Origin of the sequence: Massilia sp. MP_M2, from assembly GCF_039123635.1 — a bacterium.
GTDB lineage: Bacteria > Pseudomonadota > Gammaproteobacteria > Burkholderiales > Burkholderiaceae_D > Telluria.
The window spans coordinates 842,971-861,499 of sequence record NZ_JBCHJF010000001.1; the positions used below are offsets into that span (position 1 = coordinate 842,971).

20 protein-coding genes are annotated in these 18,529 nt (G+C 62.9%); 3 read left to right on the forward strand and 17 right to left on the reverse strand.

All coding sequences use genetic code 11. From position 1 onward, the window contains the following. The first annotated feature begins 19 nt into the window (after positions 1 to 19). A complete protein-coding gene (locus tag RCH14_RS03765) occupies positions 20 to 379 on the forward strand; it encodes a hypothetical protein (RefSeq protein ID WP_343024810.1) in 360 nt (119 codons plus the stop codon). A 43-nt stretch (positions 380 to 422) separates the two neighbouring features. Here the strand turns inward: RCH14_RS03765 and RCH14_RS03770 are convergent, their stop codons facing one another. The 4 genes from RCH14_RS03770 to RCH14_RS03785 form a co-directional block, all read right to left on the reverse strand. Then, a complete protein-coding gene (locus tag RCH14_RS03770; RefSeq protein ID WP_343024811.1) occupies positions 423 to 2,108 on the reverse strand; it encodes an alkaline phosphatase D family protein in 1,686 nt (561 codons plus the stop codon). Between the two features lie 152 nt (positions 2,109 to 2,260). Further along, positions 2,261 to 3,289: a glycerophosphodiester phosphodiesterase family protein gene (locus RCH14_RS03775; RefSeq protein ID WP_343024812.1), complete on the reverse strand. Its 1,029-nt coding sequence runs from the start codon at positions 3,287 to 3,289 to the stop codon at positions 2,261 to 2,263. A 419-nt stretch (positions 3,290 to 3,708) separates the two neighbouring features. Then, on the reverse strand, positions 3,709 to 4,275 hold the full coding sequence (locus RCH14_RS03780) for a DUF3617 domain-containing protein (RefSeq protein WP_343024813.1): 567 nt from the start codon (positions 4,273 to 4,275) through the stop codon (positions 3,709 to 3,711). Between the two features lie 259 nt (positions 4,276 to 4,534). Then, positions 4,535 to 4,834 carry a putative quinol monooxygenase gene (locus RCH14_RS03785; protein WP_343024814.1) on the reverse strand — a complete coding sequence of 100 codons (300 nt, stop codon included), beginning with the start codon at positions 4,832 to 4,834 and terminating at the stop codon, positions 4,535 to 4,537. Positions 4,835 to 5,092: 258 nt separating this feature from the next. Here RCH14_RS03785 and RCH14_RS03790 point away from each other — a divergent pair, with 258 nt between their 5' ends. Beyond that, positions 5,093 to 6,193, forward strand: coding sequence for an NADH:flavin oxidoreductase/NADH oxidase (locus RCH14_RS03790; protein ID WP_343024815.1), 1,101 nt, complete (start codon positions 5,093 to 5,095; stop codon positions 6,191 to 6,193). Between the two features lie 100 nt (positions 6,194 to 6,293). Here RCH14_RS03790 and RCH14_RS03795 read toward each other — a convergent pair whose 3' ends face one another. From RCH14_RS03795 to RCH14_RS03825, 7 genes are all read right to left on the reverse strand, one after another. Next, on the reverse strand, positions 6,294 to 7,055 hold the full coding sequence (locus RCH14_RS03795; RefSeq protein WP_343024816.1) for a glucose 1-dehydrogenase: 762 nt from the start codon (positions 7,053 to 7,055) through the stop codon (positions 6,294 to 6,296). A gap of 153 nt (positions 7,056 to 7,208) precedes the next feature. Beyond that, the gene (locus RCH14_RS03800) at positions 7,209 to 8,288 is read right to left on the reverse strand and encodes an AI-2E family transporter (protein ID WP_343024817.1); all 1,080 of its coding nucleotides are present in this window, start codon (positions 8,286 to 8,288) and stop codon (positions 7,209 to 7,211) included. 29 nt (positions 8,289 to 8,317) lie between these two features. Further along, positions 8,318 to 8,908 (reverse strand): SCO family protein, encoded by a 591-nt coding sequence (locus RCH14_RS03805; protein WP_343024818.1) that lies wholly within the window; start codon positions 8,906 to 8,908, stop codon positions 8,318 to 8,320. Between the two features lie 41 nt (positions 8,909 to 8,949). Next, entirely contained in the window at positions 8,950 to 9,843 is an 894-nt protein-coding gene (gene cyoE, locus RCH14_RS03810) for a heme o synthase (protein ID WP_343024819.1), read from the reverse strand. Next, on the reverse strand, positions 9,843 to 11,012 hold the full coding sequence (locus tag RCH14_RS03815; RefSeq protein WP_343024820.1) for a COX15/CtaA family protein: 1,170 nt from the start codon (positions 11,010 to 11,012) through the stop codon (positions 9,843 to 9,845). Before RCH14_RS03815 ends, cyoE begins: the two co-directional genes overlap by 1 nt. Positions 11,013 to 11,036: 24 nt before the next feature. After that, complete coding sequence (locus tag RCH14_RS03820) at positions 11,037 to 11,645, reverse strand: SCO family protein (RefSeq protein WP_343024821.1); 609 nt, start codon at positions 11,643 to 11,645, stop codon at positions 11,037 to 11,039. Beyond that, positions 11,623 to 12,369, reverse strand: a complete 747-nt coding sequence (locus RCH14_RS03825) for an SURF1 family protein (RefSeq protein WP_343024822.1) — start codon at positions 12,367 to 12,369, stop codon at positions 11,623 to 11,625. The genes RCH14_RS03820 and RCH14_RS03825 overlap by 23 nt, the downstream gene beginning before the upstream one ends. Positions 12,370 to 12,402: 33 nt before the next feature. On the opposite strand from RCH14_RS03825, the gene RCH14_RS03830 reads away from it, so the two are divergent. Further along, complete coding sequence (locus tag RCH14_RS03830) at positions 12,403 to 12,603, forward strand: twin transmembrane helix small protein (protein ID WP_183557020.1); 201 nt, start codon at positions 12,403 to 12,405, stop codon at positions 12,601 to 12,603. Between the two features lie 15 nt (positions 12,604 to 12,618). Here RCH14_RS03830 and RCH14_RS03835 read toward each other — a convergent pair whose 3' ends face one another. From RCH14_RS03835 to RCH14_RS03860, 6 genes are all read right to left on the reverse strand, one after another. Continuing rightward, positions 12,619 to 13,494: a cytochrome c oxidase subunit 3 gene (locus tag RCH14_RS03835; protein ID WP_343024823.1), complete on the reverse strand. Its 876-nt coding sequence runs from the start codon at positions 13,492 to 13,494 to the stop codon at positions 12,619 to 12,621. Between the two features lie 48 nt (positions 13,495 to 13,542). Then, complete coding sequence (locus tag RCH14_RS03840; protein WP_343024824.1) at positions 13,543 to 13,752, reverse strand: DUF2970 domain-containing protein; 210 nt, start codon at positions 13,750 to 13,752, stop codon at positions 13,543 to 13,545. Further along, positions 13,739 to 14,320 (reverse strand): cytochrome c oxidase assembly protein, encoded by a 582-nt coding sequence (locus tag RCH14_RS03845; protein ID WP_343024825.1) that lies wholly within the window; start codon positions 14,318 to 14,320, stop codon positions 13,739 to 13,741. The genes RCH14_RS03840 and RCH14_RS03845 overlap by 14 nt, the downstream gene beginning before the upstream one ends. Before the next feature lie 119 nt (positions 14,321 to 14,439). Next, positions 14,440 to 16,065 carry a cytochrome c oxidase subunit I gene (gene ctaD / locus RCH14_RS03850; protein ID WP_343024826.1) on the reverse strand — a complete coding sequence of 542 codons (1,626 nt, stop codon included), beginning with the start codon at positions 16,063 to 16,065 and terminating at the stop codon, positions 14,440 to 14,442. Between the two features lie 39 nt (positions 16,066 to 16,104). Then, positions 16,105 to 17,298 (reverse strand): cytochrome c oxidase subunit II, encoded by a 1,194-nt coding sequence (gene coxB / locus RCH14_RS03855; RefSeq protein ID WP_343024827.1) that lies wholly within the window; start codon positions 17,296 to 17,298, stop codon positions 16,105 to 16,107. A gap of 308 nt (positions 17,299 to 17,606) precedes the next feature. Next, entirely contained in the window at positions 17,607 to 18,521 is a 915-nt protein-coding gene (locus RCH14_RS03860; RefSeq protein WP_343024828.1) for a methyltransferase domain-containing protein, read from the reverse strand. Positions 18,522 to 18,529 lie beyond the last annotated feature (8 nt).

The following is an 18,529-nucleotide window of genomic DNA, read 5'->3' on the forward strand; positions in this document are numbered from 1 at the left end:
CCTTACCGACATCAACACCATGACCCGCGCCTTGTCCCTGAACCTTCTCGCAGCAGGCTTGCTGTCACTGGCCACGCTTGTCTTGGCGCCCGCCCCCGCCCATGCCTGCGAGCGCGTCTATCCGCAGGCCAATGGCGACGACCGCACGCGCCACGTGCGCCTGTCGGCCGGCTGGACCGATGCGAAGATCCTGCAGAACCTGAAGCTCAACCTCGACCGGGCCGACGTCAAGGGCACCGAGAGCTCGGGCGTGGTCAGCATCGGGTACACCTACTTTCACAAGACGGTCGTGATCACGCGCTCGGCCAGCAAGGGGGTCGAGGTGCAGCTGCTGGAAAAGGATCGGGAGAAGCTCGTCTGGCAGCTGGGATTGTGTTGAACGGGGTAAGGAGCGAGGACCGGCGCCTCGCTCCACGCACCCGTCAGGCGGCCACGATCTTGCGGTTCGCTGCGCCCGGCAACATGCGCAGCGTCTTGCCGACGGCCGCCTTGTAGGTCTTCGACGTGATCGTATCGACGTAGCGGTACTCGGCCCGTGTTTCGGTCGGCGTCACAGTCAGCACGACGAAGCCGCGCAAGGCCGTCTCGGCGTATTGCAGCGGCCCGATCAGCTGCTCCATGCCGCCCGCGATGGTGGCGGGCGCGGCAGTCGGGAAATAGCTTTCGAAACCGGGCGAGGTCACGGAAGGGACGCCGAATTCGACACCCACTGCCCGCCCCTGCTGGTCGGCCAGATCGCTGACCCAGGCATTGTGCGTGTCGCCCGCCAGCACCACCATGTTTTTGTTCAGCGCCTGCGCCATGTTCAGCACCGTTTCGCGCGCTGCAGGATAGCCATCCCAGGCATCGAGGTTGTATGGCACCGGCGTGGCCGCAAGCAACTGCGTTTCGGCGGCGGTCAGCGCCACACCGGCCTTGACCTTGGCGGCGATCGCGAAGTACGCCGGATAGCCCGTGGTGCCCAGCACCATCGGCGACGGCAGCAGCATGCGCGCCATCAGCACCTGCTGGCCCAGGATCTGCCAGGTGGCAGTCGACTTGCTCATCTGGCCCTGCAGCCAGGCGGTCTGCTCCGTGCCCATCAGCTGGCGCGCCGGGTTCGTCACATCGGCAGTGAACGCGGCGCTGTTGAAGCTGCGGTCGGCGCCGACATAGCTGGCGTAGCCCAGTTGCTTGTCGCGACCGATCACGCGGGTGTCGAGCATGTGCAGCGAAATCAGATTGCCGAAATCGAACGAGCGATAGATCCTGTCCGGCCGCGCGGCGTCCGGCACGCGGATCGGCATCCATTCGTGATAAGCCTGGATCGCCATCTGGCGCCGCGCCGACCACAAGCCTTCGGTGGCCGGATCGTGATTCTCGGCGCCACCGCTCCAGGTGTCGTTGGTCAGTTCATGGTCATCCCAGACCGTGATGAAGGGCATGCGTGCATGCACCGCCTGCAGGTCCGGGTCGGTGCGGTATTGCTGGAAGCGGATCCGGTAATCCGTCAGCGTGATGATCTCGGTGGTCGGCTTCGACACGCGCCCCAGGGTGGCCGCGCTCTGCGAGGCATAGCCGCCGGCGGCGTATTCGTAGATGTAGTCGCCCAGGTGCAGGCCGACATCGATATCGTCAAACCTGGCAGCGTCGGCATACACGTTGAAGTAGCCGGCCGGATAGTTCGAGCAGCTGAACACGGCAAAGCGCACGCGTGACACGCTGCCGGTTGGCAGCGTCTTCGTACGGCCCACCGGCGAGAGCTGGCCGTAGCAGCCGAAGCGGTAGAAATAGCTGCGGTTGGCCGTCAGGCCGGTGGCATCCACTTTCACCGTGAAGTCGGTGGCGCCCCCGGTGCGCAGGCTGCCCGAGGCCACCGTGCGCGAAAAGTCGCTCGTCTCGGAAATTTCCCAGCCGACGTCGATGTCACCGGCGCCGGTGGCCGTGATGCGCGTCCACAGGATGACGCGGTCGGCCAGAGGATCGCCGCTGGCCACGCCATGCGCGAAGCTGACCGTGCGGTCGTCGCCGTCGCCGCCGCCGCAGGCCGCGAGCGGGAGTGCGGACACGGCGACGGTGCCGAGGGAGAAGGTACGAATGAAATTGCGGCGTGAGTCAGATTGGTTCATGGGGTGACAATTGGCAAAAGTGAAAGACGGCAAATCTTAGCGAGCCCCGATGACGCTCTGATGACGCGGGCGATGCTTGCCGCATGAATTACCGGCGCTGGAGAAAACGCCCGGCCGGACATGCCGGCCGGGCGTGCAAATCACTCCCGTGGTCAAGCCTGCTTGCGCTTTTTCAGTCCGATGATGCCGGCCAGACCCAGGCCCAGCAGCGCCAGTGAATGCGGCTCGGGCACCGGCGTGGCCGGCCCGAATACAGCGTCGCGCGCGGTGACAGCGATGTCAGGGTAGTTCGTGAAGACGCCGTCCACACCGAGGTTGTAGGCCGCCTCATAGCTGGCCGGATTGTTCAGGAACGTGTACGGCGTCACCGTCATTCCGGCGTCGTGCGCGGCCTTTACGCAGGCTGCGCTGAGCAGGCTCGCCGAAGGGCCGATCCCGTCGGCGATGGCGGCGACCGCTGCTGCCCCTGCCGCCGTGGTGGGGCAGACGCCCAGATAGCTGACCGGGATGGACGAGTTGGTGTTCAGGTACTCTACCTGCGCCGCATTGAACGACTGCGTCAGCGCGCGGCCCGCCGTCGTGAAATAGCCGTTGTACTTCGCATTGGTCAGGCCCGCCAGGATGGCTTCCGCCACGCCAAGGCCGGTCTGCTTGGCTTCCGGGAAGACGCCGATGGCCACGCCGGTCTCCAGAAAGTGGTTGTAGGCCAGGTCGAGGAAGGCGTCGTAGGACGTGAAGCTGTACGAGATGGCCGGGTCGAAATAGGTCTTGTCAGTGCAGTAGCCATTGGCGTTGCGGCACGTCACGGACAGCTGCTCCAGTTGCGCCAGCGTGAATCTGCGCACATCGTACGTCCCATTGCTGGAACGCAGGGCGGCGATCTCGGGATGCGTCGCCGCAAACGCCACGACATTCGTCGTGGCGTTCAACGTCGCGTCATGCAGCATCACCGCCTTGTTGTCGGCGGTCAGGTACACATCGCCTTCGATATAGTCGGCGCCCATGCGGATGGCGAGTTGATAGGACTGCACCGACTCTTCCGGCAGGTAACCGCTCGCGCCACGATGGGCAATCACCAGCGGACGCTCGCCCGTGAGTGTCGATACGGGCATGGCGTGGGCGGCGACCGGCGCGAACAGCATGGCCGCGAGCGGCAACAGTCCGAGATGCGACGTTTTCATAAAAGCAAACCCTCTTCAAGTTATATGCGTTATTTTGAGCAAGCAAGGCGCTGCAGGGGAACAGCCGGACTGTCTGGCTGTACTGCCTCGCGCTACGGGCGGGCGCAGCAGAAGTTGTCAGCGCCATCCTGGCGGCGCTGACGGGGGGATGCTAATTCGGCATGATGACAGTGGCATGAATTCGCGCGCCAAGCTGTTGTTGATGCGGCCACACTTTGGGAGTGGTTGCCTTGCGCCGGAGATGGCCCGGTGGATCGACACATGGCCAGCGCACGTTGGCGGCCAGCATGTCGATCAGGTATGGTTTTTTTTACGGAAGATGGCCTGCGTGACAACGGGGTGTTGCAGGATTGGACGATGCGTACCGCAATGAGCGCCTGCCAGGCCGCCCTTTGCTACGTTAAACGACGCCGTACAGATTATCGGCCAGCGGCTGCCGTGCCGGTTTTTGCGCAGTCGCTTCCCAGCCATCGACCGGTGCCGCTGGATTTCTGGCTGATCTCCTGGCCACCCGGCCCCGGCACGGTAGCGACCGATTCGAACCGATACGCCGTTTCACTGTCGGCCCTCAAGACGGCGTCGACCTTCATCCGAGGCTGGGTGCAGACCATGTTCACATTCATTCCGCCGGCGATGGGTGTCATCTTCTTGGTGCAGGAATCTGCGCCTTTTTTACCGAACAAATCGAAATCGTTGATGTTTTGCTGGGTAATGCACTGTCTCGTGCGTAAGCCATCGCCTTTCAGTTCGGTGCCGCTGGCGGCCAGCATGTTATCGATCTGCGCGCGCTGCTCGGGCGTCATCGAGGCCATCTGGCTTTTCATCAGCTCGACATAGCCCCCCAGCGGATTGCCCGCCGCTTTGTCAGACAGCGACATATCGATCTGCCACAGCCCGGGTTTGATGGTCGGTTGCTGCGCGAATACCTGCCCTGCACAGAGGCTGGCGAGGACAAAGACGATCTGTGTGGCGTGTTTCGTTCGCATACTGGCTCCTGATAGGTGAGGGGTTTCAGTGTATGCGATTCGGGCAAGGCGTGAAATTCGCGTGCAGAATATCCGGACCACCTCAGGTCTGACATTCAGACACGAGCTCAACACTATGCTTATCGTTGCTGGACGAACGATGACTGCTTAACGCAGAGTCCGTGTCCAAATGTCGGACCTGACCCCGGCTTTTGATACCAGACTTCTCAAGTCGATTGCTCAACAGTTTTTGGATTCTAGAAGTTCACGGCCAGCAAGCTTATGCTGCACCGCCGACAAGCTTCGCCAGCAGGAACACATCACTCGATTCGATTAACTCCGGTACCTGCTCCGCCAGCATCCTCAGATGCGGCGCTGCAAGATGCCGGTCAAGGTCCGCCTTGCTCTGCCACTCCTCCGTGAATACGAAGCGACGTGGATTGGCGATGTCGCGGTTCACTTGGTAGCTGATGCAGCCTTCCTCGCGCAGTGTCGGCTCGACAACGCTGCATAACAGTGTTTCCAGTTTCTGTTCAAAACCGGGCTTGGCAACGAAAATAGCAACAACGGGCAACGTCATGATGGTCCCTGAAAGTGAGCGGCCGACAAGATTATCACAACGGTCTGCGCGGGCCAGTCGGCTGCTTCACGTTGCCCAGGAACAGCGACTGATCGGACGCGCTGGCCGGAGTTTGCGTGACGCGCGTTCAGCGCGGATCGACCGCCACAGCCGCAAAAAGCTGGCCCCTCAAGCACGCTTTCCGCCTTCCTTCTATACTGGCCGACCGTCGCGGCGAAGACCGCGGCTTGACCCTCACGTTACGAAAACGAAAAATCAATGGCAGCCTTATTTACACCGTTCACACTCAAAGACGTCACTTTGCGCAACCGCATCGCGGTACCGCCAATGTGCCAGTACACCGCCAACGATGGCTTCGTCAATGACTGGCATCAGACGCATTACGCCAGCATTGCCCGCGGCGGCGCGGGCCTGGTGATCGTGGAAGCGACAGCAGTTTCGCCCGAAGGCCGGATCACCCCGGGCTGCACCGGTTTGTGGAACGATGCACAGGTCGAGGGCATGGCCCACATTGCGGCCCGTATCAAGGCCGCCGGTGCGGTCGCCGGTATCCAGATCGGCCACGCCGGCCGCAAGGCGAGCGCCAACCGTCCGTGGGAAGGCGACGACCACATCCCGTCGGAAGATGCCTACGGTTGGGATACCATCGCACCGTCGGCGATTGCCTTCGGCAACAACCTGCCGAAAGTGCCAAAGGAAATGACGCTGGACGACATCGCGCGCGTCAAGGCCAATTTCGTCGACGCTGCCCGTCGCGCGCTTGCTGCCGGCTTCGAATGGCTCGAATTGCACTTTGCGCACGGTTACCTGGGCCAAAGCTTCTTTTCGCCGCACTCCAACCAGCGCACCGACCAGTACGGCGGTGACTTCGCCGGTCGCAGCCGCTTCCTGCTCGAGACCCTGGAAGCCGTGCGCGAAATCTGGCCGACCAACCTGCCGCTCACCGCGCGCCTTGGTGTCATCGAATACGATGGCAACGATGAACAAACCGTCAACGAGTCGATCGAACTGGTTCGCATGATGCGCCAGCGCGGTCTGGACATGCTGAGCGTCAGCGTCAACTTCACGATTCCGGATGTGAATATCCCCTGGGGACCGGCCTTCCTGGGCCCGGTGGCCAAGCGCGTGCGTGACGAAGCCGGCATCCCGGTCGCGTCGGCGTGGGGCTTCGACGGTCCGCACCTGGCGGAGCGCGCCGTGGCCGACGAACAGCTGGACCTGGTCATGGTCGGCCGCGCCCACCTGGCCAATCCGCATTACCCGCTGGAAGCCGCCAAGGAGCTGGGCATTGAGCGTCCGACCTGGGTGTTGCCGGCGCCATATGCGCATTGGCTCGAGCGTTACAGCATGCAGAAGTAAACCGTGTGTCGGCGGAAAGGGCTCATTGCGCTTCGCCCACGCCTGACATCACCGTACAGCGGGGGGCATGCCAAACGCATGTCCCCGTGCTGCCAATGTCTTACTGCGGCGGCGGACCGTTCGATGCCATCAATCCCGCATCCACCGGCAAGTTCACACCAGTAATGAGGCGCGCATCGTCGCTCGCCAGAAACGCCATCGCAGCGGCGATGCCATCCGGATCTTCCGGTGCGCCCAGCGGCATGCGCTCGTTGAATTTGGCGATCAGCTCAGGCTTGTTGACCATGTCCTCGGTCAGCCCGGTTTTGGTCAAGCTTGGATTGACCGCGTTCACACGCACCCCATCCTTGGCTGCATCCATTGCCATCGCGCGCACCATATTGCTGACCGCGCCCTTCGACGTGTTGTAGGCGAACATTTCCCAGTCGCCGCCCAACCCAGAGACCGATGACGTCATGACAATCGATCCGCGCGACTTGACCAGCTCGGGCATCGCTGCCTTGGCCATGTGATAGTAGCCGGTGACATTGACGGCCATGACGCGCTCGAAGTCTTCTTCGCTCGTTGCCATGATGTCGCCATCCGTCGCAATACCGGCATTGTTGATCAGAATATGCAGGCTGCCGAAGCGTTCGACGGCAGCCTTGACGGCCGCTGTTGCGGTGGCCTTGTCGGCGGTGTCGCCGACCTGCACCAGCACACGATCTTGGGGAAGACTGGCCGCGGCCTTGTCGAGTTTATCGCCATCGATATCGAGCATGACGACCCGGGCGCCTTCATCCAGAAAACGGCGGGCGGCCGACAGGCCGATACCCGACGCGGCGCCGGTAACGAGGATGGTTTTTTCGTTAAAACGGTTCATTGAATTCCTTTCGAGCAGGCGAAGACAGCCCGGTTGCAAGCAGCAAGCGAGCCATCCATCACGCCTTGTTGGTTCACGAGTATGTGCTGTCGACGATAGCACAGGGGTTCGCGCACCCCTCTTACGGTTCCAGCAGGAAAACTCGATTGAACCCTATTCGACGACGCGTTCCTCGTCGTGCTTGACGATCGGATCTTCGGTCCCGGTCCACTCGCTCATCAAGGAATAGCCCACGGCCAGCAGGACCGGCCCGATGAACATCCCGATGAAGCCGAATGCGATCAGGCCGCCCAGCACGCCGAGCAGCGTGAGCAGGAACGGCAGGCTGCTGCCACGGCTGATCAGCATCGGGCGCACGACGTTGTCGACGCCGCTGATCAATACCGCACCCCAGACCGTCATGAAGATCGACCAGCCCGTCTCACCCTGCGCGAACAGCCAGAGCGCGGCGCCGCCCCAGACCAGTGGCGGGCCGAAGGGGATCAGCGACGTCAGGAAGATCAGCACCGACAGCAGCGGCACGCCTGGCACGCCGGCAATCGCAAAGCCGATGGCGGCGACGATTGCCTGTGCCAGCGCGGTGCCGAGCAGGCCATACATCACGCCGCGCACCGTCTGGCTGACAGTGGCCTGAATCGATTCGGCGCCCTCGCCCATCACCTTGCGCATCGTGACTTCGATGATCGAGAGCAAGCCGTTGCCGTCGCGGTACAGGAAGAAGCTCACGAACGCGGCCAGGCTCATTTGCACGACGCCGGTGCCAAGCATCAGCCCGCCCTTGACCAGCCAGTGGCGCGCCGGCTCGAGCATGCGCTGGGCCAGCGCCAGCATCTGCTCGCGGCTGGCGATCAGGTCGTTCAGATAGGTCTCGACCGACGGGCCAACCAGCGGGATCTCGCGCAGCCAGGTGGGCGGCGCCAATTCGCGGTGCTCGATCAGCATGCGCAGTTCGCCGAAGCCACGGGCGACGTCGTCGCCCAAGTTGTAGGCGACCATCGACAACGGAATGATGAACAGCAGCGTGAGCGTGAGCGTCATGGTCAGCGCCGCAATCGTGCGCTGGCCGTTCAGGCGCGTGAGCAGCCGCAGGTACAGCGGCCAGCTCGAGATGGCGACGGCGGCGGCGAACAGGATCGCCGGCAGGAAGGGCCGCAGCACATACAGGCAGCCCAGCGTGAGCAGGATGACCATGGCGATACGGGTGTAGTTTCTGCCGGATCGTTGCTGCTCCATGCTGCCTCAGGGAAGTGGTGTTTACGGCATCATAGCAGTTGGCGCAGGTCGTGAGCGATCAGGCCCGGCCCCTGGCCATGGCGCACGAACAGGCGCAACTGGCCCTGCTTGTCGAACACGAAGCTGCCGGCCGTGTGGTCGACCGTGTAGCTGCTGGCGTCGGCGCCCGGCGCCTTGGCGTAGAAAACCTTGAATTCCTTGGCCACTTTGGCGGTCGCGGCGGCGTCGCCGTACAGGCCGATGAAGCGCTTGTCGAACGCCGGCACATAGTGCGACAGCAGTTCCTGCGTGTCGCGCTCGGGGTCGACCGTGACGAACAGCACCTGCACTTCGTCGGCCGACGGGCCCATTTCTTTCAGCACGGTCGCCATTTCGGCCATCGTGGTCGGGCACACGTCCGGGCACTGGGTATAGCCGAAAAACATCACGACGATCTTGCCGCGGAAGTCTTGCAGCGTGCGTACCTTGCCGGTGTGGTCGGTCAGCGTGAAGCCCTTGGCATAGTCGACGCCCGTCACGTCCGTGTTATGGAAGGCAGGGGCTTTGTCGCGCAGCTTGTCGCAGCCGGTGGCAAACAGCGCCACGGCCGAGAACGCCGCTATGGTCAGCAGTCGTTTCATCTTGAACCCATCATCAGAACTTGCGCATTAAAATTTGCGAATCAAAACTTGAAGTAATGGTCGACCAGCAGCGCCGCGAACAGCAGCGACAGGTAAACGATCGACCAGGTGAACGTCTTGCGCGCCTGCGCATCGCTGTAGTTGCGGTGCACGCGCCACGAGTGGCGCAGGAAAACGGCGTTGAGCGGCACCGCCGCCGCCAGGTAGATCAGGCCGCTCATGCCGACCGCGAACGGCAGCAAGGTGGTGGCAGCCAGGCCGATCGTGTACAGCCACACCTGCAGGCCAGTGAACTTCATGCCGTGCGTGATCGGCAGCATCGGCAGGCCCGAGCGCGCGTAGTCTTCGCGGCGGTACATTGCCAGCACCCAGAAATGCGGCGGCGTCCACATGAAAATGATCAGGACCAGCAGCCACGCTTCCATCGGCACCTCGTTGGCCACCGCTGCCCAGCCCAGCGCGGGCGGCATCGCGCCCGACAGGCCGCCGATGACGATGTTCTGCGACGTGTTCGGCTTGAGCAGCAGCGTATAGATGAAAGCGTAGCCGACGAACGTGACGAAGGTCAGCCACATGGTCAGCGGATTGACGAGCGTGTAGAGCACCAGCATGCCCAGGCCGCCGATGATGGACGAGAAGACCACGGTCTGCGTCGTGCTCAGTTCGCCCGAGGCCGTGGCGCGGCGCGCGGTGCGCGTCATGCGCGCATCGACACGCGCCTCGACCAGGCAATTGACGGCGAATGCGGCAGCGGCCAGCAGCCAGATACCGACCGTGCCGGCGATCAGCGTTTGCCAGCCCGGGAAGCCGTCCGTAGCGAGAAACATCCCGATCACGGCGCAGAAAACTGCCAGCTTCGTCACGCGCGGCTTGGTCAGGGTCCAATACTGCGAGAAACGGCTTTGGGGCTTGGGGATGGCTGTCTGGGTTGTCATCAATGGGTGCTTGCGGACGCGGCGATTCCGGGCGCTGGGACAGCGCGGGCCGCGTCGAGTTGGAACTTCACCCGGTAGTTTAACATGGTCACCAAAATCACCAGCAGCGCCGCCCCGGCGTTATGCATGACGGCAATCGCCAGCGGGAAGCTGAAATACACGGTCGCGATGCCGGTGAGCAGCTGCGCCACCATGACCAGTACCAGCAGACGTGCGGTCTTGCCCAGCGCCGGCAGACGCCAGGCGCGCCACGCGGCCAGGCCCAGCACCAGCACGACGGCCAGCGCGAAGGCGCGGTGTACCCAGTGGATCGCCACCAGCGCCGAGAATGGCAAATAATGCCCTTCCATCGTCTTGCCCAATTCGCGCCACAGGTGGAAGCCATGCTCGAAGTCCAGCTCTGGCACGACCGCGCCCTGGCACAGCGGGAACGTGTCGCAGGCCATGGTTGCATAGTTAGTGCTTACCCACCCGCCCAGCGCGATCTGCACGGTGAGCACGACGGCGGCGAGGGGCGACAGCCAGCGCAGAGCGCGCAGCCGTGCGACCAGGCCCGGCGCAGTGCCTGCCCTTTGCAGCGGCGCCGGCGGCTTGAGCAGCGCGTCTTCACGGCATCCCATCCAGACCAGCATTGCCAGCAGTGTCATGCCCAGCAACAGGTGGATGGTGACGATGACCGGTTGCAGCTTGAGCGTGACGGTCCAGGCGCCGAATGCGCCCTGCACCAGCACCGAGACCAGCAAGGCGATCGGCATGGCCGGCTGGAACACGGCGTCGTGCGTGCGGCGCCATTGCTTGACCGACGTGAACAGCAGCGCCAGGATCAGCGCGCCGATGCCCATCGCCAGGTAGCGGTGGATCATCTCGATCCAGGCCTTGGCCACCGTGACCGGGCCGGTCGGCATCGCCGCTTCGGCGGCGGCGATCTGCTCGTGCGCCAGGAACGGGTTGGCTTCACCGTAGCAGCCCGGCCAGTCCGGGCAACCCAGGCCCGAGTCGGTCAGGCGCGTGAAGCCGCCGAACACGATCAGGTCGAACGTGAGAAACACCATCACCCAGACCAGCTTGCGGTATTTGTGGGCGTCGGACGACATCCAGACGATCGCCAGCGGCAGGCTGGCCACGAGCAGGCCCATCAGGCCGAGGTGTATGAGGGAAGACAGGTCCATGTGATTCTTTACGGGTGACGTGATTTAGCCGATGGCCGACGCCTTGAGCAGCTTGGCGAGGTCCTTGTAGACGCGGCCGGGTTCGGGCTGGTACGGGAAACGCATCATCAGGTTGCCCAGCGGGTCGATCAGGTAGATATGGTCGCTCGGGGGGCGGCCCGCTTCGGTCGGCAGCCACTTGGCCACTGTCGCGGCCGGCGAACGCAGCAATTCCATGCCGTCGTATTCGCGCATGAGGACGGTGTCGAGCGGTTCGCTGTCCGTGATCAGCCACACGCGTTCCATGCGTTCCATGTTCTTGCCCTGCATCGTGCGCCACTGGCGCATCGCGTACAGCTGGCGCATGCATTCGTCATTGCACTTGCCGCCACCCACGCGCAGCATGACCCATTTGCCTTTCAGGTCGGCGAGCGTGCGCGGCTGGCCATCGAGCGTGGTCGTGGCCATCTGCGGGATCGGCAGCGTGCGCGCATCGAGGATCGTGCCGTAATTGGTGCGGTCGGTCGGCTTGACGATGTAGAAGGTAATGTACGACACGATCAGCGGCGCGGCGCAGATCAGCAGCACCAGCAGCAGTTTGAGGCGGCCGCGACGGCGCGCGGTGTCAGGGTCAGCGAGTTGTTCTTGAGCCACGTCGAAATCCCGTCATCACATAAAAAAGAAGGGCCAGCGCCGCCAGTGCATACCACTGGAAGGCATAGCCGCGGTGTTTGTCGATGCCCGCGTCAGGCAGTGGCCAGTCGCGCACCATCGGGTCGGCCGATGTTGCCGGCAATGTCTGCTGCACCACGAACGGCAGCAAGCGCAGGCCGCTCGCCTGCGCCAGCGCTTGCGGCGTCAGGTTCTGCACCGCCGCTCCCGGCGCCAGCGGCGGGCCGTCGCCCAGCTCCATCACCTTGCCGGCGGACAGGACGAGGCGCCCTTCGAGCGTCACCAGCCCGGCTGGCGTCGCAAACGGCGGCAGCTTGTCGAACTCGGCCTGGCGCGGCAACCAGCCACGCAGCACCAGCACATGCGTATCTGCACCCGCTATTTTAAACGGCATTGCGAGGTAGAACCCGGACTGGGTTGCGCGCGGGCGGTTCGCGAGCAGGACGGGCCAGCCGGCGACGAATTCGCCGTGCACGCGCACGCGGCGAAATTCAAGGGCCGGGGCCGGGGCGGTGGCGGTGGTGGCGGTGGCGGTGGTGGCGCTAAGGGTCAACGGCGGCTCGGCGGCGCGCGCCAGCTGGCGCGCCTGCAGTTCGGTCTTGTAGGCGGCCCGGTCCTGTTGCCAGTTGCCGAGCAAGATGCCGATGAGGGCCACAATCAGTGCTGCAATCAGGGCGACGGGACGAAATCGGAAGGCGAAGCGCATTACAATGAATTCTCAACCTTTCGCGGGCCCATCATGAAAATCTTCGTTGCCATCGCCTTCGTCCTGATTCTGGCCAGCCTGGCGTCGGCCTTGTTCTTCATGATGCGCGACAAGGGGCGCACCAACCGCACCGTCAATGCGCTGGCGCTGCGGGTGGGCTTGTCGATCGTGCTGTTTCTGTGCCTGCTGGCGGCGCACCAGATGGGGTGGATTGCGCCGACGGGTTTGCGCTGACCGGTTGCGCCTACTTTACAGCCAGTACACCACCACGTACAGGCCCAGCCACACCACGTCCACGAAGTGCCAGTACCACGCGGCCCCTTCGAAACCAAAGTGATGTTCGGCCGTGAAATGCCCGCGCAGCACGCGGTACAGAATTACCGACAACATGATCGCGCCCATCGTCACGTGAAAACCGTGGAACCCAGTCAGCATGAAGAAGGTCGAACCGTAGATGCCCGACGTGAGCTTGAGGTTCAGGTCCTGGTAGGCGTGCATGTATTCGTACACCTGGAAACCCATGAACACGGCGCCCAGCAAAATGGTCGCGGCCAGCCAGAACGCCGTCTTGCCGCGGTGCCCGGCGCGCAGTGCATGGTGCGAGATGGTCAGCGTCACGCCCGACGTCAGCAGCAGCGCCGTGTTGATGGTCGGGATCGGGAACGGCCCCATCGTGCGGAAGCCCTCGACGATGCCGGCCGGCCCCGTATTGCCCCAATGTGCCGAAAAATCGGGCCACAGGATCTGGTGATCCAGGTCGCCCAACCACGGCATCGAAATCACGCGCGCATAAAACAGCGCACCGAAGAACGCGCCGAAGAACATCAGTTCCGAGAAAATGAACCAGCTCATCGACCAGCGGAACGACAAATCGATGCGCTTGCCGTACAGCCCCGATTCGGATTCGCCAATCGCCTCGCCGAACCAGAAGTACAGCACGACCAGCATCGCAACGATGCCCGTCAGGCAAACCGGCGCCGCGAACGGCAGCCCGTTGACCCAGCCGGACGCGCCGGCCATCGTCACCAGCATCGACAGGCCGGCCAGCAGCGGCCAGCGCGAGGGGCCAGGAACGAAGTAATAAGGCGCGGCAGTCGATGGCGAAGCTGGTTGTGACGAACTCATCTTTATCTCCTCGGGCGATGCTGTTGATTGTTGCGTCGAACTGAGAAACTAGGCCACTGCAAAACTCACGGCCAGCATGATCAGGCCAATGAAGATCGCTACCCCGATCAGGCCGGCGACGATCACGTGAACCGGGTTCAGGCTGGCCGCATCGCTCTCGTAATCGGCGCGCTTGCGCACCCCGAAGAACGACCACAGCACGGCCTTCATGCTGGACAAAAAACTGCCCTTGCGCTGATGGGGCTTATCCGTTTGCATCGCCTTCTTTCGACGCGGCGGCTGCCTTGAACGCCCCGCCAATTTCGAAGAACGTGTACGACAGCGTGATGTTCTTCACTTCGCGCGGCAGTTTTGGGTCGATGAAGAACACCACCGGCATCTGGCGCGCTTCGTTCGGGGCCAGCGTCTGCTCGCGGAAGCAGAAGCACTCGACCTTCATGAAGTGCGGCGTGGCCGACTGCGGCGCGTAACTGGGAATCGCCTGCGCTTTCACGGCCCGCCCCTGCGTGTTGACGACCTCGTACATGACGGTGGCCAGTTCGCCCGGATGCACGTCGATGCTGCGTGTGGTGGGCCGGAACCGCCACGGACCCTGCGAATTGCCATCGAGCTCGATCGTGATCGTGCGCGACTTGTCGACCTGGCTATTGGTCGGCGCCGCGACAAAACCATCCTGCTGCGTGAGCACATTGATGCCCAGCACTTCGCAAATCTGCCGGTACACCGGCACGAGCGCATAGCCGAAGCCGAACATCGCCACCGCCACGACCACCAGCTTGCCGAGGGTGCGGCGGTTCAGGCGCAGCAACTTGAGGCTGGTGGCCATATCAGCTCAAGAGCGTGAACTTGACGAACACGCTGATGAAGAAGAACAGCGCCAGGCCGCCCAGCCACAGCGCGGTTCTCAGGTTGTTGGTTTTGCGTGGCGTGGTCATCAGATACCCCTTATTTGACCAGCGGCGGCGTTTCAAACGTGTGGAACGGCGCCGGGCTCGGCACGGTCCACTCCAGGCCTTCGGCGCCTTCCCATGGCTTGGCGGGCGCCTTGGCACCACCGCGGATCGTCGGCAGCACGACCGCAAACAGGAAGTACACCTGGCTGAAGCCGAAGCCGAACGCGCCGATCGAGACGATCATGTTGAAGTCAGTAAACTGCACCGCGTAATCGGCATAGCGGCGCGGCATGCCGGCCAGGCCCAGGAAGTGCATCGGGAAGAACGTGACGTTGAACGTGATCAGCGAGAGCCAGAAGTGCGTCTTGCCGCGCGCTTCCGGGTACATGTGGCCGGTCCATTTTGGCGCCCAGTAATAAAAGCCCGCAAACAGCGCGAACAGCGAACCGGCCACCAGCACGTAATGGAAGTGGGCCACGACGTAATAGGTGTCGTGCACCTGGATGTCGATCGGCGTGACCGCCAGGATCAGGCCCGTGAAGCCGCCGATGGTGAACACGAAAATGAAGCCGACCGCGAACAGCATCGGCGTCTCGAACGTCATCGAGCCCTTCCACATCGTGGCGACCCAGTTGAAGATTTTGACGCCGGTAGGCACGGCAATGAGCATCGTCGCGTACATGAAGAACAGCTGCGACGTCACCGGCATGCCGGTCGTAAACATGTGGTGCGCCCAGACGACGAACGACAGGATCGCGATCGATGCCGTCGCGTAGACCATCGATGCGTAGCCGAACAGGGGCTTGCGGGCAAAGGCCGGAATGATCTGCGAGACGATGCCGAAGGCCGGCAAGATCATGATGTAGACCTCGGGGTGGCCGAAGAACCAGAAGATGTGCTGGTACATCACCGGATCGCCTCCGCCGGCGGCATTGAAGAACGAGGTGCCGAAGTGGCGGTCGGTCAACGTCATCGTGATCGCGCCGGCCAGCACCGGCATCACGGCGATGAGCAGGTAGGCGGTGATCAGCCAGGTCCAGCAGAACATCGGCATCTTCATCAAGGTCATGCCGGGCGCGCGCATGTTCAGGATGGTGACGATGATGTTGATCGAGCCCATGATCGACGAGGCACCCATGATGTGCATCGCGAAGATCGCCATGTCCATGCCCAGACCCATCTGCGTCGACAGCGGCGCATACAGCGTCCAGCCGGCGGCGGTGGCGCCGCCCGGCACCAGGAACGACGCGCCCAGCAGGATCGCGGCCGGTGGCAGCAGCCAGAACGAGAAATTGTTCATGCGCGCAAATGCCATATCGGACGCGCCGACCTGCAGCGGCAGCATCCAGTTGGCAAAGCCGACGAACGCCGGCATGATCGCGCCGAACACCATGATCAGGCCATGCATGGTGGTGAGCTGATTGAAGAATTCGGGGCGCACGAATTGCAGGCCTGGCTGGAACAGCTCGGCGCGGATCATCAGCGCGAGCACGCCGCCCGAGAGCAGCATGATGAACGAGAACCACAGGTACAGGCTGCCGATGTCCTTGTGGTTGGTGGCATACACCCAGCGGCGCCAGCCGTGCGGATGGTCATGGTGCCCGTCGTGTGCGTGGCCGTGCTCGTTGCCGTGCTCGTTGCCGTGACCCGGTGTGTGGTCGATCGTCGTGGTGCTCATGGCGTTACCCCTGCTCTTTACGTGCGTTGGTGGCGTACATTATTTGCGGGCGGCCAGGACTTCGGCCGGCTGGACGATATTTTCTGCAGCCTTGTTCGACCAGGAATTGCGGGTATAGGTGATCACGGCGGCGATCTCGGTGTCGGACAATTGCGGCCAGGCCGGCATCGCGGTCGGGAACTTGCCGCTCTTCTGGCCGTGCAGCAGGATGTCGATCTGGTTCGCCTTGTTGCCCAGAACATTCGGCGAGCCATCCAGCGCCGCGAACGCGGCCGGGATGCCCTTGCCATTGACCTGGTGGCAAGCCACGCAATTGGCGGTGTAGACCGCTTCGCCACGGGTTTTGAGCTCGTCAATGGTCCAGACCTTGGTCGGATCGTCGGCCAGCGCCGCCATCTCTTTTTTCTTGCCCGCGACCCAGGCGGTGTAATCGGCGTCGGACACGACACGCACGACGATCGGCATGAAGGCGTGGTCCTTGCCGCACAACTCGACGCAGTTGCCGCGGTAGACGCCGATCTGCTCGGCTTTGAACCAGCCGTCGCGCACGAAGCCGGGGATCGCATCCTGCTTGATGGCAAAAGCCGGCACCGTCCAGGCGTGGATCACATCGTTGGCGGTAAACACCATGCGGATCTTCTTGTTGACCGGCACGACCATCTCGTTGTCGACTTCAAGCAGGTAATTTTGCGTGCGCGCTTCGGTCGGGGCTACCCCGGGTTCACCGATCTGCGAGCGCGGCGTGGCCAGGTTCGACAGGAACGAAATGCCCTCGCCCTCGCCTTTCAGGTAGTCGTAGCCCCACTTCCACTGCATGCCCGTGGCCTTGATGGTCAGGTCGGCATTGGACGTGTCTTTCAGCGCGACGACGGTCTTGGTGGCCGGCAGGGCCATGCCGATGACGATCAGGAATGGCACGATCGTCCAGGCGATTTCGACAGCGGTGGATTCGTGGAAGGTGGCCGGCTTGTGGCCCAGCGATTTGCGGTGCTTGAACACCGAGTAGAACATGACGCCGAACACGGCGACGAAGATCACCAGGCAGACGATCATCATCCAGGTGTGCAAGTCGTAGATGTCGGCGCCGACGGCGGTAACCGGGGCCTGCATATTGAGCTGGTGCTCTTGAGGTCGGCCCGTCAGTTGCTGCGCCCAAGCCGGCGCAGAGCCAGCGGCGGCGCCGAGTACGGCACAGCCGTACAGCACGGCCCGAAGTCGCGTTGCATATGTCATGTATGTCCCCAACCACCCAAAAAATAAGAATTATTTTTAAACGGTCAGCCATTCCACGAACGAACGACGCCGCTCCGTGCTGGCCGCAGAACAACGATGCCGTGCCGGGGCATCTCTGCGGCTGCTGCAATTCTTTTTCTGTTGCTTTTCTGTTTCTGCTCTGCTTCTGTTGCGCGCCTGGCGATGCCGCTTTTTGAAGCGATTCTATCGGCTAGACATGAAAAATAGCAATTGATTATATCTAAAGCACTAATTTTTATTCAAGGAATATCGGGGGCTGGCCAATTTGGCCATGCACGACGGCGATATTACGGTTTTCTTGGCTGGAAGCGCACGATCGATTCGCCGGCCGTCGTCGTGCGCGGCGCCGGACGAAATGCGTGGCCGTAGATCACTTCGAAGGTGAGGCCCAGCTTGCCATCGGGGAGGCGCTGCGCCTCGAGCGCAGCGAGCATCCGCTGCCAGGCTGCGCGGCCGATCAACCCGCGCCGGCGCGATTCGAGCGGATTGCCGCCCAGCGCACGCACGTCACGCAGCAGCGCCTGCGGCGTGTCGTAGGTGACCGTGATGCGCTCCATGTCCATGACCGGTGTCGAAAAACCCGCCTCGACCAGCTGATCGCCGAAATCGTGCATGTCAACAAATGGCAACGTGTGCGGGTACGCATCCAGCGCCGCAAATGCCGTGCGCAGTTCGGTAAACGTGTCGGGGCCGAAGCTGGAAAACATCAGCAAGCCCTCGACGCGCAGCACGCGGCGCCATTCGGCAAACACGCGATCGGGCAGCGGATGCCAGTGCAGTGCCAGGTTTGACCACAACAAATCGACCGAGTTCGGGCCGAGCGGCAGGTTGCCGTAGTCGCCGCACAGGATGTCGACGCCCGCCTTGGCCGGCATCAGCCGGCTCAATAACTGATTGAGCGGCCCTGATGCACCCGGCTTTTTCGCCGCGCGCACCATGGCGCCGGCGCCGTCCAGGCCGACGATCTGCGCCGATGGATAGGTCTTTTGCAGCAGGCCCAGGTCGCCCCCGGGGCCGCAGCCGGCGTCGAGCACCTGCTTCGGGATGATTTTTACCAGGCTCAGGCGCTCATGCATGCGCGCGGCGATTTCGCGGCGCAGGAAATCCGACGATGCAATACGCTCGGGCCGCGCGAACAGGTTGCGCACCCGCGACAGGTCAATAGGCGCGCTCAGCGTGGACGGGGATTGAGGAGATGCCATGGGATCGG

Excerpts from the sequence above, each read along its gene's own strand:
- RCH14_RS03765 (WP_343024810.1), top strand. The coding sequence starts at position 20 with ATGACCCGCGCCTTGTCCCTGAACCTTCTCGCAGCAGGCTTGCTGTCA.
- RCH14_RS03770 (WP_343024811.1), bottom strand. The coding sequence starts at position 2,108 with ATGAACCAATCTGACTCACGCCGCAATTTCATTCGTACCTTCTCCCTC.
- RCH14_RS03775 (WP_343024812.1), bottom strand. The coding sequence starts at position 3,289 with ATGAAAACGTCGCATCTCGGACTGTTGCCGCTCGCGGCCATGCTGTTC.
- RCH14_RS03780 (WP_343024813.1), bottom strand. The coding sequence starts at position 4,275 with ATGCGAACGAAACACGCCACACAGATCGTCTTTGTCCTCGCCAGCCTC.
- RCH14_RS03785 (WP_343024814.1), bottom strand. The coding sequence starts at position 4,834 with ATGACGTTGCCCGTTGTTGCTATTTTCGTTGCCAAGCCCGGTTTTGAA.
- RCH14_RS03790 (WP_343024815.1), top strand. The coding sequence starts at position 5,093 with ATGGCAGCCTTATTTACACCGTTCACACTCAAAGACGTCACTTTGCGC.
- RCH14_RS03795 (WP_343024816.1), bottom strand. The coding sequence starts at position 7,055 with ATGAACCGTTTTAACGAAAAAACCATCCTCGTTACCGGCGCCGCGTCG.
- RCH14_RS03800 (WP_343024817.1), bottom strand. The coding sequence starts at position 8,288 with ATGGAGCAGCAACGATCCGGCAGAAACTACACCCGTATCGCCATGGTC.
- RCH14_RS03805 (WP_343024818.1), bottom strand. The coding sequence starts at position 8,908 with ATGAAACGACTGCTGACCATAGCGGCGTTCTCGGCCGTGGCGCTGTTT.
- cyoE (WP_343024819.1), bottom strand. The coding sequence starts at position 9,843 with ATGACAACCCAGACAGCCATCCCCAAGCCCCAAAGCCGTTTCTCGCAG.
- RCH14_RS03815 (WP_343024820.1), bottom strand. The coding sequence starts at position 11,012 with ATGGACCTGTCTTCCCTCATACACCTCGGCCTGATGGGCCTGCTCGTG.
- RCH14_RS03825 (WP_343024822.1), bottom strand. The coding sequence starts at position 12,369 with ATGCGCTTCGCCTTCCGATTTCGTCCCGTCGCCCTGATTGCAGCACTG.
- RCH14_RS03830 (WP_183557020.1), top strand. The coding sequence starts at position 12,403 with ATGAAAATCTTCGTTGCCATCGCCTTCGTCCTGATTCTGGCCAGCCTG.
- RCH14_RS03835 (WP_343024823.1), bottom strand. The coding sequence starts at position 13,494 with ATGAGTTCGTCACAACCAGCTTCGCCATCGACTGCCGCGCCTTATTAC.
- RCH14_RS03840 (WP_343024824.1), bottom strand. The coding sequence starts at position 13,752 with ATGCAAACGGATAAGCCCCATCAGCGCAAGGGCAGTTTTTTGTCCAGC.
- RCH14_RS03845 (WP_343024825.1), bottom strand. The coding sequence starts at position 14,320 with ATGGCCACCAGCCTCAAGTTGCTGCGCCTGAACCGCCGCACCCTCGGC.
- ctaD (WP_343024826.1), bottom strand. The coding sequence starts at position 16,065 with ATGAGCACCACGACGATCGACCACACACCGGGTCACGGCAACGAGCAC.
- coxB (WP_343024827.1), bottom strand. The coding sequence starts at position 17,298 with ATGACATATGCAACGCGACTTCGGGCCGTGCTGTACGGCTGTGCCGTA.
- RCH14_RS03860 (WP_343024828.1), bottom strand. The coding sequence starts at position 18,521 with ATGGCATCTCCTCAATCCCCGTCCACGCTGAGCGCGCCTATTGACCTG.